General features: G+C 40.0%; 11 protein-coding genes, 4 tRNA genes and 1 pseudogene. 9 read left to right on the plus strand and 7 right to left on the minus strand.

All coding sequences use genetic code 11. From position 1 onward, the window contains the following. Window positions 1-301 (minus strand): annotated as a pseudogene (locus G561_RS0112055) (transposase); the annotation flags it as partial. A 55-nt stretch (window positions 302-356) separates the two neighbouring features. Between G561_RS0112055 and G561_RS0112060 the strand changes: the two are divergent. Next, the gene (locus tag G561_RS0112060; RefSeq protein WP_028859789.1) at window positions 357-1,577 is read left to right on the plus strand and encodes an alkane 1-monooxygenase; all 1,221 of its coding nucleotides are present in this window, start codon (window positions 357-359) and stop codon (window positions 1,575-1,577) included. Here the strand turns inward: G561_RS0112060 and G561_RS0112065 are convergent. From G561_RS0112065 to G561_RS0112090, 6 genes are all read right to left on the minus strand, one after another. Then, the gene (locus tag G561_RS0112065; RefSeq protein ID WP_028859790.1) at window positions 1,560-2,711 is read right to left on the minus strand and encodes a hypothetical protein; all 1,152 of its coding nucleotides are present in this window, start codon (window positions 2,709-2,711) and stop codon (window positions 1,560-1,562) included. The genes G561_RS0112060 and G561_RS0112065 overlap by 18 nt on opposite strands. Before the next feature lie 180 nt (window positions 2,712-2,891). Then, on the minus strand, window positions 2,892-4,046 hold the full coding sequence (locus G561_RS0112070; protein ID WP_028859791.1) for a catalase family protein: 1,155 nt from the start codon (window positions 4,044-4,046) through the stop codon (window positions 2,892-2,894). Window positions 4,047-5,159: 1,113 nt separating this feature from the next. Beyond that, window positions 5,160-6,860, minus strand: coding sequence for a hypothetical protein (locus tag G561_RS0112075; protein WP_028859792.1), 1,701 nt, complete (start codon window positions 6,858-6,860; stop codon window positions 5,160-5,162). Further along, entirely contained in the window at window positions 6,857-8,593 is a 1,737-nt protein-coding gene (locus tag G561_RS0112080) for a hypothetical protein (RefSeq protein WP_028859793.1), read from the minus strand. Before G561_RS0112080 ends, G561_RS0112075 begins: the two co-directional genes overlap by 4 nt. Before the next feature lie 234 nt (window positions 8,594-8,827). Next, the gene (polA, locus tag G561_RS0112085; protein ID WP_051584545.1) at window positions 8,828-11,737 is read right to left on the minus strand and encodes a DNA polymerase I; all 2,910 of its coding nucleotides are present in this window, start codon (window positions 11,735-11,737) and stop codon (window positions 8,828-8,830) included. 436 nt (window positions 11,738-12,173) lie between these two features. Then, window positions 12,174-12,584 carry an organic hydroperoxide resistance protein gene (locus G561_RS0112090; protein ID WP_028859795.1) on the minus strand — a complete coding sequence of 137 codons (411 nt, stop codon included), beginning with the start codon at window positions 12,582-12,584 and terminating at the stop codon, window positions 12,174-12,176. 340 nt (window positions 12,585-12,924) lie between these two features. Here G561_RS0112090 and G561_RS0112095 point away from each other — a divergent pair, with 340 nt between their 5' ends. From G561_RS0112095 to G561_RS0112130, 8 genes are all read left to right on the plus strand, one after another. After that, window positions 12,925-14,520: a peptide chain release factor 3 gene (locus G561_RS0112095; RefSeq protein ID WP_028859796.1), complete on the plus strand. Its 1,596-nt coding sequence runs from the start codon at window positions 12,925-12,927 to the stop codon at window positions 14,518-14,520. 268 nt (window positions 14,521-14,788) lie between these two features. Continuing rightward, window positions 14,789-15,622, plus strand: a complete 834-nt coding sequence (locus G561_RS14610) for an RsiV family protein (protein ID WP_081794476.1) — start codon at window positions 14,789-14,791, stop codon at window positions 15,620-15,622. 266 nt (window positions 15,623-15,888) lie between these two features. Further along, window positions 15,889-16,986, plus strand: coding sequence for an FHA domain-containing protein (locus G561_RS15555; protein WP_051584544.1), 1,098 nt, complete (start codon window positions 15,889-15,891; stop codon window positions 16,984-16,986). Window positions 16,987-17,080: 94 nt separating this feature from the next. Then, window positions 17,081-17,156 (plus strand) — tRNA-Thr (locus G561_RS0112110). A gap of 70 nt (window positions 17,157-17,226) precedes the next feature. Next, window positions 17,227-17,310: transfer RNA gene (locus G561_RS0112115), tRNA-Tyr, on the plus strand. A 100-nt stretch (window positions 17,311-17,410) separates the two neighbouring features. Then, window positions 17,411-17,484: transfer RNA gene (locus G561_RS0112120), tRNA-Gly, on the plus strand. A gap of 30 nt (window positions 17,485-17,514) precedes the next feature. Then, a tRNA-Thr gene (locus G561_RS0112125) sits at window positions 17,515-17,589 on the plus strand. Between the two features lie 330 nt (window positions 17,590-17,919). After that, window positions 17,920-18,517, plus strand: a 598-nt coding sequence (locus G561_RS0112130; RefSeq protein ID WP_028859544.1) for a GTP-binding protein, incomplete at its 3' end; no start/stop codon positions are given.

The following is an 18,517-nucleotide window of genomic DNA, read 5'->3' on the forward strand; positions in this document are numbered from 1 at the left end:
CGAGCTCCGCCTGGGCGAAAAAAGCGGCTGCTTTCTTTATAATCTCATTGGCTTGCTTTAACTCTCTGTTCTCACGTTCAAGCTCTTTGATACGCTCCGCTTGGCTTTGAGCTTGAATGTTTGCAGGAATGGTTTTATCTACGTGCTTTTTATGCCATGATCGTAGGGTCTCAGGTGTGCAACCTATCTTTGGTGCTATAGCTTTGATGGCTGACCAGGTGGATGGGTAGTCGTCTTTAGCTTCAATTAGCATACGGACGGCTCGCTCTTTCATTTCAGGGGTATAGTTTCGTGTTTTCATTGTCGTATTCTCTCAGAAAATTGAGTCTCCGACAATCCCGGGGCGGTTCAATGCCTTGCAGCATAATCTTATCAAAAAAGGCCATAAAAAATCTGAGTGGCAAGACCCAAAGCGTAAGTTATGGCTACTGAGTCCCATGGCTCCAGTTATTGGTTGGGCGATGTACTTGGCCGTCAAAGATCAACAGGGATTTGATGCCAAAAATACTGCCCTTGCATGGAGTGGAAGTATTTTTACCTATGGCTTCATTCCTTTAGCTGATTACTTGATAGGTCTAGATAAAAGTAACCTATCAGAGCAAGCTTATCAGGTTCTTGAAAAAGACCGCTACTATCAAAAGATTGCACACGCCTTTATTCCACTGAATTATATTGCGCTGTTTATTGCTGCCCATCAGTTTACCTACCGTAAGTTGCCTTGGTATAACAAGCTCGGGGTGGCTATTACTGCAGGTATTGGTAGTGGCATAGCCATCAATACTGCTCATGAACTTGGGCATAAATCCGACAAACTAAACCGAACACTAGCGCGCATTAGCCTCGCACCCTCTGCATATGGGCATTTTGCTATTGAGCATAATTTTGGTCATCATCGCTGGGTAGCCACGCCACAAGATCCTGCCAGCAGTAGATACAATGAAAGCTTTTGGCAGTTTTTACCCCGTACTGTCATTGGAGGATTACGCTCTGCAATTAACATTGAGAAGCGCCGTTTGCAGCGAAAAAACAAATCTTTTTGGCATAAAGACAATGAACTATTGCAGGGTTGGGCTATAACTGCCGTACTTTACGCCACGCTTTTAAAGCTGTATGGCAAAAAAGTGATTCCATTTATCGTGATTCAAGCAGCGTATGGCTTTAGTTTATTAGAGTCGGTCAATTATCTTGAGCATTATGGTCTGCTGCGTCAAAAGGACAGCAAAGGTAATTTTGTTCGTACAGAGGCTGCGCACAGTTGGAATAGTAATAACGTTGTAACTAATTTATTTTTGTATCAGTTACAGCGTCATTCCGATCACCATGCGCACCCAAGCCGGGTGTATCAAGCGTTACGCCATTTTGATGAGTCACCGCAGTTGCCCAGTGGCTATGCCAGCATGATTGTGCCGGCATACATTCCGCCGCTATGGTTTGCCATTATGAATAAGCGGGTAGTCGCTCACTATAACGGTGACATGAGTAAGATTAACTTGCATGACAAGCCGCTCAGTCCGCGCATGCAGCAGGCAACCACTATTGTGCGTACAGGCTTGGATTGGCTAAAACAGCGCTTCTAAACGTAGCAATGCAGAAAGGAAGTGGTCTTTGTCTTCTTCCTTATCATTAAAGTAGTTCAGTTCAGTCTGTAAGTATAGCCAGTCGCGCCAAAATGGTTGACGATAGCTAATGGTAGGCCCATAACTATTTAATGCAGGCTTGCTGCTATCAAAGTTACCGAAGGCAGAGACACCGTAAGAGAGCTGTTTTTCTTTTTCAAAGAAATGGATTTGGCGTAGCTCATTACTCCAGTCCGTTTCTTCTTTATCGCCTTCATGACGATAGCGAATATTAATGTTATTGTTGACGAAGCTGTTATGGTCCAAGTCATACTGGAAGTTCAGCTCGCCCTTCAAAGTATGCTCACTGTCACTGCCATAGCGGTAGTAGTTATGAGTGGATATTTTCCACTTGTCTTGCTCATACAAGTCTCTATCGGCACTAAGCTTAAGATAAACATCATCACCAGAGCGGATACCAATATCAGCATCGAAGCCAAGCGCTTCTTCTATCTTTGACCAGCGTAGGGCGATAGAGGCGTTATCATCACGGGTCTGTTTTCGATCGTAAGTTTTTTCTTGATAGCCCTGATTGTTATTTAGGTTACTGCCTCTCGAGCCTTTGGTTAAGATCTTTTCTTCGTCTAAATCTTCATCACCAATAATTAAGCTTAAGCGCTTTTCCAATACTGGCAGCTTTAAACGGCCTCTAACTCTTGGTTTGACGGAAACTTGGCTGCCCTCTATTGGGTCATCTGCCCAGCGAGTGTCTAAAACAATTCTCAGGCTAGCAGAAGCAGGTTTGTTTGGATCAGGCTCGCCAAACCAGTCATCCATGGTATGCGCCCAGTCACCGAGCTTGCCTTTAACCTCTTCGCGTTGTCCATCGGCCCATTCAGCAGCATCTTGGTTTATGGTCGTTAGCATACCAGGCTCGTCTTCAGAGCTGGCTGCATCGATAGATGAAGAATCCTCTGTTTGCATAGAAGTAGTTTGCGTTTCAATGTCGTTGGTTTGGACGCTGCCTGTTTCGATGCCATCGTTATCAGTGGGAACCGTGTTTTGACGATTATCTTCAGCAAGGGCGGCTGAGCTAAGACACAGACAGGTAATTAGAGGGAGTAAAGAGCGACTAATTTTGGTGGGCTTGTTCATAAAAAAGAGATTCACAACAGTTATTAAATAGGCTTAAATATTTGATAAGAAGCTTACGCCATATTTATTAAAAAGAGAATACAATTTAGCCAAATAATTGCATACTAGCCAGATATTTATTCTATTTAAAACTCTTATAAAATCTCTTAAATATAAACAAACCACTTACGGGAAATAACTTTAAAAGTAAGTTTTGTCAAATACTTGTCTTAAACTAGTCGGCTCTTTACGTTTTACTTGGTTTTGCTCATGGCGAACCTCTGATGAAGCTTGATAAGCACGCAAACGAGATTGCTGGATACGACCTATTGGACGGTTTTCCTCTAGCGCTCTAAATGTACTAAATGACAAATGCTCCATAGCTTCGAAGTTGCCATCTTCAGGGACATCCTGACAGGGTATGGTTAATTTTGCCACCGTTACAAAAGGGGCTTCAGATTCTTTCCACTCTGTCGTTAATTCTTCAATCGGCTGTTTTTTGAGATTACGGCACAATTGGATTTGAACCTCAAACTGATAGTCATGCTCGCTGATTTCCTTTAATAGAGCTTTTCTAACCGCCTCATCTTCACTGAATAAATGTAGGTGAGGATCATTGATTTTTTTAATAGATTCCTTAGTAGGCGTCACTCTTATCTTACCCATGTAATCACCATGACGAACCGCACCTTGCGAGAAGTAATCGTATAACCAAGGGTTTTGAGGTTTGACGGTCGCCAGCTTACGAAAAGCATTTAATGTTTTTAACCCGTCAAAATCTGGCAGCTCTTTACCGTATTTGGTTAGCCAGTTGAACACAAATTTAGCTTTATTTAACTTGCTGCCATCTAAGTAACTGTTAAGACCAAAGTTGAGCTTAGATAAATAGGCATAGTCTTCTAATTTATTGGTAAAAAATACCGGAGCATTGACCAAAGCAAAGTCCATAGTAGGAGCATCAGGCTCATCAGGGGTTAGTTTGGGACCGGGCACATCAAAAACTTTGAATGACAAGCCAATGCCCATGCCCAAACGTCTATCTGGAGCAATGGCTGCAGCTGCATTAGAAAATCGAATCACTGCATCATGGATGCCTGGTGTGGTATATACGCCTTGTGCATATTCTGCTGGCAGATTGTCTAATACTTCAAACTTCGCCTTTAAGGCACAATAGCCTTTGGCATGAACGGCACGAGTGTGATGATCATAGTATTTGCCCTTGTTATTTTGTTTTACAAATTGGCGGATATCATCAGTGATCATGTCTACAATAGACTCTTCCTCAGCGCTTAGAGTGGTATATTTTTCATCGAATTTGATGTATTTAGGTTTTGATTTAAATAGTTTTTTTAACATATGAGCTGCCTTAAATTATAATAATTCGGGTAACCTTTTTATCATAGACAACTTTTTAAGCCAGTAATGATTTTTAGTATAGCTAATACGTAACAGTAGGTTTAATAGGTAACAATATCGAAGGATAGTTAATAACAGCCAAGATTAGTTAATAACAGCCAATAAAAGCTACCGACGGCTCTGTTCCCATAGCTCGTTAGCCTCAACTAAACTCAATTCAGGATAGCGTACTTGTAGGGCTTTCGCTGGGCTTAAAACACCAATTTAAAGGGTCACAATTGTAGGGTGCGCCCCGCGCACCAATTGGCTTATAAAAGATTTACTTAGTTGAATGAAGTAGAGAAGCTTAAGGTAGGTTTTAGAAGCATAGTAATGGTTTTGAAAACCTTTCTTTACATGGTGCGCAGGGCGCACCCTACGGTACTTTACAAAATTGGGATTAGGGGACGAGAAACCCTACAGGAGCAACGGTGACGTTAATGCGATTGTTATACAAGAATCCAGAGTTAATTATGTATGCTTAAGTGGCGTAGGGTGGGTTAGATTTATAGCACAAGCTTGCAGGCACACCCTTGTATCTACAGTACTTATCTATTTAGCAGTATTCTAATATATATTCATATATCAATGTATAGTTATAAGCAAGCGTAGGCTGGGCATTTTGCCCAGCGAATATACGTTTAAAATCATAAAGCTGGGCTAAAGCACCAGCCTACAAGATCACGGTTGTAGGGTGCGCCCCGCGCACCAATTGGCTTATAAAAGATTAATTTAGTTGATTGAAGTGGAAAGGTTTAACGTTCGTTTTAGAAGCATAGTAATAGTTTTAATATCTTTTCTTTAAATGGTGCGCGGGGCGCACCCTACGGCACACTCCAAAATTGGGAATTGGGAATTGGGAGCAGGGTACAAGAAACCCGACAGGGGCAGCGGTGACGTTGATGTGATTGTTAGACAAGATCCCTGAGTTAATTAGGGATGCTTAACTGACGTAGGGTGGGTTAGATTTTTTGATTACATTTGGTGGGTAACGCTAGTGCTAACCACACCCTACGCTACTCAATCTTAAATTAATTTTAGTTTTGTTAATGAATTAAAAGAACCTAGTTATTATCAATGATTTTTAGACTGTACTATCATATGAACAGGAAAAGGTAGTCTATAATGTCTACAAGCCATTAAAACTATTGGATATAACCCATGTTTTATAGCTGATAAGCTTGTAAAATCATTTGATAATTTACATTCATCTGAAATATCATCAAATAAGTTATCAGCCGATTGCTGTATATCTACTCCAGACAAAGAAGCGCCATGAATACCTTTATTACTGTACAAAAACTCTTCAGATTCATCATCGAAAAAATATAACTGTATATTTGTATGGTTCAAAAAGTCATTATGCAATTTCTGAACTGAGGAATACACTTCTTTAAAGTCATATATGCTAGCTACTAAGGAAATGAATGGCAGTAATGTTGAACCTTTAGTTACTTTTTCCCTGTATTCTTCTGTACTTTCTAAAGGGTGTCGAATTAGCTCTTCATAATCTTGTATATTTGATAAGTAAGTTTGATTTGTAGCGAAGTTATAATTAGTAAAATACACTAGTTCTTGCAACCATGATTCAATATGTGGGAAGTACTGTTCACATCTAGATAAACAAAATACGGCAAGCATAATATCAATGGCTTGTTCGTCTTTATAAGGAGTTAGAAGAATATCATTATTTTTAATCATTAAAATTAACTGTTCACATATTTTATGATATTGCTTCGAAAGAACACCAACTTCTTTTTCGTTGTTATCTGTACTAGACACTAGGCAATATTGATGATAAGTCCAAACCCCCATTAAAGAAACTCTTCCTAACAAGTCAAATAATTTTAAATTCACATCAACGGCACATGATGCAGCAACTAGTCTAGACAACCCTAAATAAATACTAGAGGCTGGAACAACGACCTTATCAATATAATGTCCAGTTACTGTAAGATGCAGAGTTATTAAACTATAAATAAGTCCATTGATAACATCAGTATTCTTACCTTTAATATTCAAAAATATTTTACTAATATCCCAAGCTCTTAATAATACGTACTCTGCACAAATATAAGCTGACTCTAGGTTATTTGTATCTCTTGACCATGCAAAAAGCATCCAAGTATAGATGTTCAATTGTCGCAGTATATTAATAACGTCCTTTTTATTATTAATGTCTTGACTGCAAAGCTCATCAACGAGACGTTTATAATATTGAATAGAAGTATCGGGTTCATCCAACATTGCAATAGATTTTCTTAATAGGCTTCTATAGGATTCAGGTGCCAAATCTCCATTAAAAAAATTTTTAAGTATAAGATCGGCTATTTTATCTCCATTCCATTCCGAAAAATCAATAGTATCTGAGCTGTTGCGATTGATATATCCACTTACTTCCTGACGAATACTAGAATGAACTTCACCGCCAAAACATAAGCAAATTTCAATCGGTTTGTCTTGATGTTCTGAAGGGATTCGTGAAGGAATATAAGCATCCAAAATTTCATCTAAAGATGGACGTAGTACTTGATTTGAAGAGCCATTCCAAGTTTCTCTTGTCAAATCTCCTGCTTTAACTGATAGTAAGTACAGTTTTTCTTCTTCACCATCAATTGAGCCAACAGCGGCAATATCAACTCCATATTCCTTAACACCGCGACGTGGAGTAGTAATAATATTTAAGCCCATTTGACTTAGTAAGTCGGGTAATATGGCATCAAGCTCGCCTCTTTCTTTTAATGAGGATAGATACTCTTTAAGAATGAGTTTCATTGATTTAAACCCTCCAATTTAAGCACTCTTAAATAATAGTCGAGGGTGTGAGGTGTTAAACTTGCTAAATTTGGGTACTCTATACTATGTGATAGTTTGCTGAAAGGAGTGACCTGTCTAATTACATTGCCGTTTACATCTTCATGTTTATGAATAAATTTATTGCCATAGAGAGTCACGACCTTTTTAGGAAAGAGAAGGTCAACGAGGGAGTTTTTATTTGATTTGCTCATTGCATCTTCGAAAAGCTTTTGTTCGTAGTTTCTATAATAGACTCTATGTCTATTGCTAGGTCTAAGCTCTTTAATATTCTGGTGCGTATTTATCTGCTCAAAATAATTTTCTAATTTATTTATGATGTTTTCGCAAAAAGCTTCAACATTTGAGTCATTTGAAGTAAGTTTTTCCTCTAAGAACTCTTTTGTTTGAGTAGGGAAATTTAGAGCAACAAACTTCAATACATACTCTTCTATTATTCGCATTTTATTTTCTGTGCATCTTGGAATTAAAGATAAAATTAAGCTTAGTGAGGTTTTTGGGTTTAAGTCAAACCAACCAATTGATTTATTTACAAGGTAAACCAAATCTTCCTGCTTTATTTGATTTATATCAAAAGTTAGCTCAATTTGATGATCAGTAGAATTATTAACTAGATCAAATGCTGAAACGCAATACTTTACCTGTCTTCTTAAAAACCACCTTGTAATAATCTCTGATAGTAATTTTTTGTGTTTAGAGTCTTGAAGCTCTTGAATAGAATGATGTAGCATTCTTATATTGAAGGAATCATTGTTATTATCTATTAAGTATTCGAACAGATGACTGAGATTGGTATGATCAGAAGTTGATATTTTGTTGTATATATACCAGTCAATGTGCTCAATTGTCCCTGTTTTCTTAGAGTCTAGGTTTTTAAAGAAACTAAATAACAGTTGTTGAGTTGATTCTGAAAGATTTTTAGAATTGTAGTCCAATTCTTGAGCTATATTATGTATGAAAAGTGGATGGTCAACATTATTCTTATTTTCTAAAAACTTTTTAAGGTAACTTTCATGTTGATTGAATGAAGCTACTAAAATGATAAGTGTTCGAATCTGTACAGCTAGAACTTTCTCATCTGTAAGGTTTGTGTTGTTGTCCATTATTTCTTTAATAGCAGTTTCAGCTAATCTACTATCATTTTTAAAATCGAACCTACCTAGTGTGTAAATTGCTCTTTGAATTATAATAGTATTGTCATGGTTTAATAATTCAATCGCTTTTTCAAAAAAGGTTTTATTATCAATTTTAAAACCTGCAATAAGAGCAGCTGAGATAAAGTCGAAATCCTCATCTATTTCAGATAACTCTTGCTTAAGTAATTCATCTACTCTAATAACATCCTTAGTTAAGAATTCAACGAACGGCGCAAGTAAAGTATGAGATGCCATATCTTTACCAGCTTTAAGGGTTAAGTCTTTAATACAGTCGCTTAGTTCTTTAACAGAAGCGTCTATCAACGGTAAAACATCTTTCAAAATAGAACGTGTTAAAAAAAATTCAGGCTTATTCTCATCATTATTTAATGCTTTAAATTCTTTTACTAAATTAATTGCACCTGAATTATGGAGTCTAATTAACGTTGTACTTAAATCGGATTTGTTTCTGAGACTTTGAATGTATTCATCGTATATGACATCTAAGAAAGAACCGTCTTTAGTAGAAGTTATAATTTTTTTTTCAAGTTCAGTCATAAGATATCCCTAATCTATAATATTCATATACTTATAGTTCACATTTTAAAATCCTTTGCTTAATTAGCTAGATATTCAGTCCAGTTAACATATGGTATTTAAATTACGAAGCTGGGCTAAAGCACCAGCCTACGGGAACTACAGCACATTAAGGGAGCGGTTTAGCCCTGAATGTAGCGGAAAGCGGGATCAGTTACCTAAAACCAATCCCGCCCGTAAAATTAAGCCAAACCCTTAATGAGCCTCATCCCAGTTATCACCAACACCAGTCTCAACCAATAACGGCACCGCGAAATTAACGTCCCAGCCCATCTCTTTAGCAGTATCGCTGAGTACATTTTGCATAGCGTTTTTGATCAACTCGCTTATCTCATCAACTTTATCAGCATCCACTTCAAACACCAACTCATCGTGTACTTGCAATAACATTTTGGCATTGTCAGCAGGCAAGACCTTATCCACCGCTATCATCGCCAGTTTGATAATATCGGCAGCACTGCCTTGAAGTGGGGCGTTAATGGCAGCTCGTTCTGCACCACGGCGAACCATTTGATTGCTATGGTTTATATCAGGTGTATAAAGCTTACGACCTAGAATGGTCTCGATATAACCGTTATCGACCGCGCTACTACGGGTATCATGCATATATTTTCTGACCCCAGGATAACGCTTGAAATACTGATCAATATAGTCTTGAGCTTCACCACGAGTCATTTCAAGTTGCTTAGCAAGACCAAAGGCACTCATACCATAGAGCAAACCAAAGTTAATGGCTTTGGCGTTACGACGCTCGGTGGGGGTAACGTCCGCTACAGGTTTACCCAATACTTCCGCCGCTGTAGCACTGTGAATGTCTAGCCCCTCATTAAACGCTTTGGTTAAGTTCTCATCGCCAGAGAAGTGTGCCATCAAACGTAGCTCAATTTGAGAGTAATCCGCAGCCAATAAGACACGGCCCTCAGGAGCGATAAAGGCTTGACGGATAAGACGGCCGGTCTTAGTGCGAATTGGAATATTTTGTAAGTTAGGATCTGTTGAGGATAAGCGGCCAGTACTGGTTAAGGCTTGATGGTAGCTAGTGTGAACCCGATCCGTATCTTTATCGGCCACAGCATCTAGCGCATCGGTATAAGTGCTCTTAAGCTTTGATAAGCCGCGATATTCAAGGGCAATCTCAGCTAACGGGTGATCAATTTTTGATAGCACCGCTTCACCGGTGGAGTATTGACCTGACTTAGTCTTTTTACCGCCCACAACGCCAAGTTTATCAAATAAAACTTCGCCCAACTGTTTTGGTGAGCCAAGGTTAAACTCTTCTCCAGCCTCATAATAAGCTTGTTTTTCAAGCTCGCCAATCTCTTCATCGAAGCGCTTAGATAACTCGTTTAAGAAGGCTCTTTTAATCAAAATGCCAGTTGCTTCCATGTCACATAATATCTGTGATACAGGGATTTCCAGCTCATGTAACAGGCGCTGATTAACCGCATCGTCTTTCAGCTTCTCTTGGAATACTTCAAACAGTTGATAGGTAATATCGGCATCTTCACAAGCATAGTCACTGGCAATATCCACAGCCACTTTATCAAAGGCGACCTGCTTGGCTCCTTTGCCTGCCACATCTTCATAAGTAATGGTTTGAGTATGTAGATAATGGCGGGCCAGATCGTCCATACCATGACGGGTAGCAGCCGCATTTAGTACATAGCTGGCAAGCATGGTGTCCATCTTCCAGTTACTTGGCGTGATATTAAGATCAATACCATAGCGACGTAACACATGGGCATCATACTTAATGTTTTGGCCAATTTTACCGATTTCAGGATTTTCTAAAATGGGCTTTAATTTTGCTAGAACTTTGTCTTGGTCTAGTTGTTTGGCAACCAACTCATCGTCTTCTAAGCTGTGGTTTAGCGGAATGTAATAGGCTTCATGAGCTTGTAGGGAGAAAGACAAGCCTACGATATCTGCTTCTCGCCAATCGATGCTGGTGGTTTCAGTATCTACCGCAAAATGGCTAGCAGACGTCAGTCTGTTTAGTAAGCTATCAAAAGCCGGCTCATCCAAGATAGTATGCCAAGCTTGGTCGTGATCTTTACTGTCTTTAATGATATCGATGATGGCAGACTGTTTTTGGTTTTGCAGAGTTTTAGCTACTTGAGCTTGTGATTCTGCTTCTGCTTTACTATCAGCCACACTGTTTGCAGCCGTATTAGCAGGGTGATTGGGGTGAGCTAAAGAGGCCAGCTCATTTTTGAACTCAAGCTCTGTATATAGCTCACGCAGCTCCTCAATATGAGCTGTAGGGTCGGTATCAATGCGTAAATCATCCCAGTCTTGACCGATCTCTAAATTAGTAACGATGGTGGCCAGTTGTCTGTCGCGGGGAATGTTGTCAGCATATTCGATTAGCTTCTCACCGACCTTGCCTTTGATTTCACTGGCATTGGCCAAAATATTGGCTACGTTGTCGTATTTATTAAGCCATTTGACAGCAGTTTTTTGACCGACACTTGGCACCCCTTTAATGCCGTCAGAGGCGTCACCCATTAAAGTTAGTAAATCAATCATTTGGGTGGGCTTGATGCCATATTTCTCTTCAACCCCTTGCTCATCAACCACTTTGCCTGAGAAGCTATCTTCGAGTATTACACTGTCATTAATCAGCTGCATCATGTCCTTATCACCGCTGGAGATGACCACATGATGACCTTCTTCAACAGCGCGATAGGTTAGGGTACCGATAATGTCATCAGCTTCAGCCCCTTCAATGCGTAATAAAGGGATGCCTAGAGCACGGACCAAGCGGTGAATATAAGGGATTTGTTCCGCCAATTCAGGATCCATTTTTGGACGATTGGCTTTATATTCCTCTGACATGGTATGACGAAAAGTGGGTGACTTGGTATCGAAGCACACCGCCATATGAGTCGGGTTATAACGGCGCATGACTTTCAATAACGCATTCAACGTCCCACGAATGGCGTTGGTGGTCAGCCCCTGGGTGTTCATCATGGTCTTGGGAAGCGCATGATACGTTCTAAATAGATAGTAAGAGCCATCCACTAAGATAAAAGGAGGCTTCTCTTTATCGACATGACTGGTGTCCATTGAGGCAACATTCGGCATGTGCTCAAAGTCAGGCATCACATTGGGGTCTAATGCCGCATGAGAGGTATCGGTTGTGGTATCAGCAGCTTCAGTTAAATTGGCGGTATCTTTAGCAGTTTGGTCAGTCATAGGATGTCACTTGTAATCGAAGTTATAAAAATAAAAAGGTAATCTTTTAAAAACAGAATTTTTAATAGTAAGTTTTTTTATTCAGGCAGATTTTAGGGGCCTGTTAGTTGGTTTGTTAAACACTAATTAGGCTCATTATAACTAAAATTTTCACTGTCGTTAGGGTCATTAGTTATGGATTAGTAGTATGGACCAGATAGCGGTTGTAAAGAGTTAGCTTAATAAAAAACCCAAACTGCGCGAAGGCAATTTGGGTCTTAGAGCTGTCAAACTTAGCTTGCTTACTTCGTTTGCTTATAAGATAAGTTTGAGCTTGGAGGCTAAGTTTAGTGCTTGGATCTGATTACTTAACTTCAGAGCTGACTTCAACATCAATATTGCCACGAGTGGCTTTAGAGTAAGGGCAAACTTCATGCGCCGCTTCCACTGCTTTTTGAATGTCATCAGCACTGGCGTCAGTATTAGAAGCAATAACGTGTAATTTAACGGCTAGTTGATACTCGTGTCCTTCACCTTGCAAAAGAGTGACTTCTGCCTCTGTAGTAGAGTCAAAATTAACCTTTTGCATTCGTTTAACCGCACCCAAAGCACTATCAAAACAAGCGGCATAACCCATAGCAAAAAGCTGCTCGGGGTTGTTTCCCTTGCCAGAACCAGGGGTCTTCATATCAATTTTTAAGTCACTGTCATTTAATGTGGCTGAGCCGGTACGACCACCGCTTACTGTGGCTTGAGTAGTATATAAAGTTTTCATATTAATCCTTTTTTATAATTTATTGTAACTGCTTATAGAAACCTTAGTTTGTTAACTGGTTTTGCTTAGCTAGTTTTAAATAGGAGTTTGTACAACACCTAGTTTCAGCATAACAAAATGCTGGCCATTTTTCGTTTAGGACTGGTAAAGCTTTACCCCGAGTGTGTAAGTCAATATTACTCATCTTTTATTAAGCCAACATCTTCTGCATCCATACTAGAAATCCGTTACAATACGCACATTAATTTTCCCAATCATTTCTTATTTTGTTTGTTACTCTAATTCTAAATTGAATATTTTATTCTGAAACACCCTTCACATTTAAGTTGAAAAGCACATTATGAGCGTAGATCAAAAAACTCTAAACAAAGAAGTTGCTAAGCGCCGCACCTTCGCCATTATTTCTCACCCCGATGCTGGTAAAACTACCATGACTGAGAAGTTGCTTCTCTGGGGTCAAGCGATTCAGGTAGCAGGTGAGGTGAAAGGTCGTAAAACTGACCGCCATGCCACCTCAGACTGGATGAGCATGGAGCAGGAGCGTGGTATTTCGATCACAACCTCAGTCATGCAGTTTCCTTATAAAGATCATGTAGTTAACTTGCTAGATACCCCAGGTCACGCCGACTTCTCAGAAGATACCTATCGTACTTTAACTGCGGTAGACAGTGCGCTGATGATGGTCGATGGAGCCAAAGGGGTCGAGGAACGAACCATTAAATTAATGGAAGTGTGTCGTATGCGTGACACGCCTATCATTTCATTCGTTAACAAATTGGACCGTCAAATTCGGGATCCCTTAGAGCTGCTAGATGAGATTGAAACCGTATTAAAAATTAAATGCGTGCCAATTACTTGGCCGGTTGGTATGGGTAATGATTTTGTTGGGGTTTATCATCTGACTGAAGATAAGACCTATTTATACCAAAAAGGCCATGGCGGTGAGATCACTGAGATTGAAACTCGTGAGGGCTATGACTATCCAGATATCCGTGAACGTTTAGGGCCTCTAGCGTTTGCAGCGTTTGAGGAGTCTCTAGAGCTGGTACAGATGGCGCTGGAAGATTTTGATCTTGATCTATTCTTAAAAGGTGAGATGACGCCAGTACTATTTGGTACTGCACTAGGTAACTTTGGGGTCAATATGGTGTTAGATACCCTTATTGAATATTCGCCAGCGCCGAAGAGTCATCCTGCCAAAGAGCGCCAAGTTGAAGCTAACGAAACCAGTTTTAGTGGCTTTGTATTCAAGATTCAGGCCAACATGGACCCGCGTCACCGTGACCGCATTGCTTTCTTAAGAGTGTGTTCTGGTAAATACGAAAAAGGCATGAAGATGAAGCATGTCAGCTTGGGCAAAGAGGTGCGTATCTCAGATGCTTTGACTTTCTTAGCCGGCGACCGTGAGGCGTTAGAAGAGGCGTATCCAGGCGATATTATTGGTCTGCATAACCATGGTACTATCAGTATTGGCGATAGTTTCACTGAAGGTGAGGAACTGAACTTTACGGGTATTCCTCACTTCGCTCCAGAATTATTCCGCCGAGTGGTGTTAAAAGATCCCCTAAAATCAAAAGCCCTGCAAAAAGGCTTACAACAGCTAAGTGAAGAAGGTGCTACCCAAGTATTCATGCCACAGATTAATAATGACTTAATCTTAGGCGCGGTAGGGGTGCTACAGTTTGAGGTGGTGGCGCATAGATTAAAAGAAGAATACAAAGTTCAGTGTATCTTCGAGCCGGTATCTATCGCCACAGTACGCTGGATTCATTGTGATGATGAGGCGGTATTGGCTAAGTTTAAGAAAAAAGCCCATGATCAATTATCTATTGATGGTGGCGGCTATTTAACTTATTTGGCCCCAAGCCGCGTCAATCTACAACTGATGCAAGAGCGTTACCCAGAGGTGACTTTTAGCAATACCCGTGAGCATTAATACGCTAAGTAAGCTTACTTAGTCTTTAGTCTGGCCCTTAGGGTAACATTAAAATTTATAACCTATAAGAAGGCGCTCTGATTGAGCGCTTTTTTTGTGGCCGCTATTGAAGTTTAATAATCTTAAACACAGTTTCAACACATTGATTAAGGGTTAGATTGAGATAAGGTATATACTTATTGGAGCATAAGCAATGATATTATAAGCAGTAGCTTTATAAATCTTAATAATAAAAAATACATTTCAATAATAAAAAACGAGGTTTGTCGTGTCGCCCTTTTTCAAAATCATACCTTCTGCAGCGTTAGTATTTCTTGGCCTGAGTGTTGGTTTCACAGTGCCAGCACAGGCCGCTGATTTAATATATAAAGATAGTTATTTTGACTACAGCTTGCCGGATTCTGTAACGAAGGTCTGCTATAGCCGAAAGAACTATAATTGCCCAGATATTTCGGTTAAATATGCCAAAACTAGCCAAGACTGGATCAATAATAGTCTGAACAATCGTATCAATCAGCTCCTACCTGGCCCCCAAGCTGGGTATCAGCCAGAGGCGGGCAACCGATCGGGCAACTTATCTGATCAAGACAAAAGGAAGCTACTAGATGGATTTGCCGCTCAGCAGCTAAAAGAAATCCCTGAAGACAGTACTCTGAATTATCAATTCGAAGTGGCTCCCAGTTATCTTGGACATATTGGTGATGTGGAGTTGTTTGAAATTAACTCCTACATTTATTTAGGTGGAGCACACGGTCTCGGCAACTCAGAATATAAAATGTTCAATGTGGCTACCAAAAAAGAGCTTAAGCTAGAAGACTTATTAGTTTCAGGCCAACAAACAAAATTCCAAACATTGGCGTATACTGCTTATAAAGACTGGGTAAAGCAGACGCACAGTGATCCGCAGTCTTTTGAAAAAAATTGGCCATTTTCTATGACGGATAACGCCATAATTGATAATGAAGGGATAGCCTTAACCTATCAGCCCTATGAGATAGCGCCTTTTGCTTTTGGCATGCCGACGTTAATTGTGCCTTATGCTAAACTTAAAGGGATTGTAAAACCTGAGTATTTACCAAAGCCCACAATACAAAGTCAGTAACAAAGGCAAAGAAATAGTACTCAGTGGCTAATTAAAATAACTGGTATGTGTTTTAAAAACAGGTTATAAGTAAAATCAGCTTATAAAATAATGAGGCCACTATATAATGAAAGGGCAGCCAAAGCAGGTTAACTAAAGCATGATTGGACGGATTGCTAGCCCTATTTAAACTTGCCTTGTTTAAAACAATGACTTGAGTAAAAAATAAGCCTAAATAAGCAGTATTATAATCTTATCAATAATTAACATTTAAAAGAGGTTCTTATATGACTAATTCTGACTCTAAGCAATGGAAGCTTACGGCAACAACTGAAGCGCTAGGTGACTTGGAACTTACTATTGATGATAAGTTAAGCGTAGGGCGTGGACAAGATAATGATCTGGTACTAGGCAGTAAGCAAGTTTCTCGCCAACATGCTGAGCTAACTGTGGTAGACGATAAGTTAATGGTACAAGACCTAGGCTCCTCTAATGGTACTTTAGTAAATGATCACAAGCTTGAGCCTCATCAACCCACAGCGTTAGCAGCAGAAGATACGGTAACTTTTGCAGCTTTTAGCTTCCGAGTTAATCAAGTCGCAACTACGCCAACGGTAGCTCCAGCCTTCATTGATGACAAACCACAGGTGGTTGAGACAATAAAAGCAGAGGAGAGTGTCGAGCCTGCTACTGAAGTAGAAACGCCAACAGCAGAGTCGAAACCAGAAACTAAAACTTTCGCTGAAAAAAATGCTGAGGCAGAACAAGCGAAGCAAAATGCTGAGGCTGTTGAAAGAGCCGATATTGAAGGCTTAACTGAGGGAGAGTTAGAACAAAAGCTGGAAGAAGAGTTAGAGGGACCTATTGCAATGGGTGACCCTAACCAACAAAGCCATACAAATACTAAAGAAGAGCATTTTAATGAGTTGGCAGCAGAAGCAGATCCAGAAGTACATAAGGCAAAACAAGCTGCTGCAGCCCAAATGTCTGCTACTACCACTCAGCATGAGGAAGTAGGAGAAGAGACGCCGATAAAGCCAGAAGTAAAAGCAGTTGAACCAAAAGCAGTTGAACCAAAAGCAGTTGAACCAAAAGCAGTTGAACCAAAAGCAGTTGAACCAAAAGCTGAGAAAGTGACACCAATATCAACACAAGCTCCTGTAAAAGAGCAAAGCTTAGAAAAGAGCAAACCTGCTGCAAAATCAAATGATTCTTTTAATACTATAAAAGAAAACCCACAACATAATGTGGCTCATGTAACAAACTCTACACCAGCAGCAAAACCTTCTGGTTCAGGCAAAAATTATACGTTTTTATGGTTAGCCTTGATTTTAGTGGGTTTAGCGGTAGTTTTATGGCTTTATAACAGCGGAACGTTGGCTTAAAAAGCAATAAAAATGAAAAAAATGAAAAAAAGTTGAAAAAAGGGTTGTGTTTTAAAAAATATTTGCTAGAATACTCACCACTTCGAAGGAACAAGCCGACTTAGCTCAGTTGGTAGAGCAACTGACTTGTAATCAGTAGGTCGCCAGTTCGATTCCGGCAGTCGGCACCATTCGTCCTTCAAAGTACTTTGCTTTAGAGCAATTTAGTAAAACTATAAATCATATTAGTTTTACACCTTAGGTGGGGTTGGGGAGCGGTCAAACCCAACAGACTGTAAATCTGTCGCGAAAGCTTCGAAGGTTCGAATCCTTCCCCCACCACCATTTTCTAGTACTATTTTCAATTAGTGTTCAGTATAGTCTACCTTGATCAGCACACTGCCAAGTCCCTATGTAAGTGGCAGCCATTTAAAGCTGTGATACTGCGGGTGTGGTTTAATGGTAGAACCTCAGCCTTCCAAGCTGATGGCGCGGGTTCGATTCCCGCCACCCGCTCCAACTTATTTATTTAAAACAAAAGCACATTATGCTCATATAGCTCAGCGGTAGAGCACTCCCTTGGTAAGGGAGAGGTCTCGAGTTCAATTCTCGATATGAGCTCCACTATTTTAATTGGCTAATTATCCATAATAGTGCTTTGAGTTGGCCATATACTACTTTATAGAACATTAAATTAAAGAGTTGAGCCTGGCATCAGTTATGCCGAGCGCAAAAAGTTAGGTGAATATTTAAGATAACACTTAAATTTATTTACAAGGGCTTGTTAATGACCTTGCACCAAATTACTCCACACAGCTAGTTGATTTATCGATAGGCAGCACTTAGTGTTGCCTTTTAGTGTTGTAATTTACTAACTAAACGATAGAAAATAACATTTTGATAGACTTTATCGTATTATTAAACTTAGTAAACCCATAATAAGAGGACATACTCATGGCAAAGGCCAAGTTCGAACGAAGCAAGCCACACGTTAACGTTGGTACAATCGGTCACGTTGACCACGGTAAAACTACCCTAACAGCTGCGATCGCAACAGTAGCGGCAAAAACTTCTGGCGGTGAAGCGAAAGATTACGCTGCAATTGACTCAGCACCAGAAGAAAAAGCACGTGGTATTACAATTAACACGTCACACATTGAGTATGACACTGAAGCACGTCACTACGCACACGTAGACTGCCCAGGTCACGCTGACTATGTTAAAAACATGATTACTGGTGCGGCTCAGATGGACGGTGCTATTCTAGTAGTATCAGCAACTGACGGTCCAATGCCACAAACACGTGAGCACATCCTATTATCACGTCAGGTTGGTGTACCATACATCATCGTATTCATGAACAAATGTGACATGGTAGATGACGAAGAGTTACTAGAGCTAGTAGAAATGGAAGTACGTGAATTACTTTCAGACTACGACTTCCCAGGTGATGACACTCCAATCATCAAAGGTTCAGCTTTAGAAGCGTTAAATGGTAACGACGGTAAGTACGGTGAGCCAGCAGTTATCGAACTACTAAACACTCTAGACA

Origin of the sequence: Psychrobacter phenylpyruvicus DSM 7000 = NBRC 102152 (assembly GCF_000685805.1) — a bacterium.
Lineage (GTDB): Bacteria > Pseudomonadota > Gammaproteobacteria > Pseudomonadales > Moraxellaceae > Psychrobacter > Psychrobacter phenylpyruvicus.

Excerpts from the sequence above, each read along its gene's own strand:
- G561_RS15555 (WP_051584544.1), top strand. The coding sequence starts at position 15,889 with ATGACTAATTCTGACTCTAAGCAATGGAAGCTTACGGCAACAACTGAA.
- G561_RS0112095 (WP_028859796.1), top strand. The coding sequence starts at position 12,925 with ATGAGCGTAGATCAAAAAACTCTAAACAAAGAAGTTGCTAAGCGCCGC.
- G561_RS0112065 (WP_028859790.1), bottom strand. The coding sequence starts at position 2,711 with ATGAACAAGCCCACCAAAATTAGTCGCTCTTTACTCCCTCTAATTACC.
- G561_RS0112070 (WP_028859791.1), bottom strand. The coding sequence starts at position 4,046 with ATGTTAAAAAAACTATTTAAATCAAAACCTAAATACATCAAATTCGAT.
- G561_RS0112080 (WP_028859793.1), bottom strand. The coding sequence starts at position 8,593 with ATGACTGAACTTGAAAAAAAAATTATAACTTCTACTAAAGACGGTTCT.
- G561_RS0112090 (WP_028859795.1), bottom strand. The coding sequence starts at position 12,584 with ATGAAAACTTTATATACTACTCAAGCCACAGTAAGCGGTGGTCGTACC.
- polA (WP_051584545.1), bottom strand. The coding sequence starts at position 11,737 with ATGCCTGACTTTGAGCACATGCCGAATGTTGCCTCAATGGACACCAGT.
- G561_RS0112075 (WP_028859792.1), bottom strand. The coding sequence starts at position 6,860 with ATGAAACTCATTCTTAAAGAGTATCTATCCTCATTAAAAGAAAGAGGC.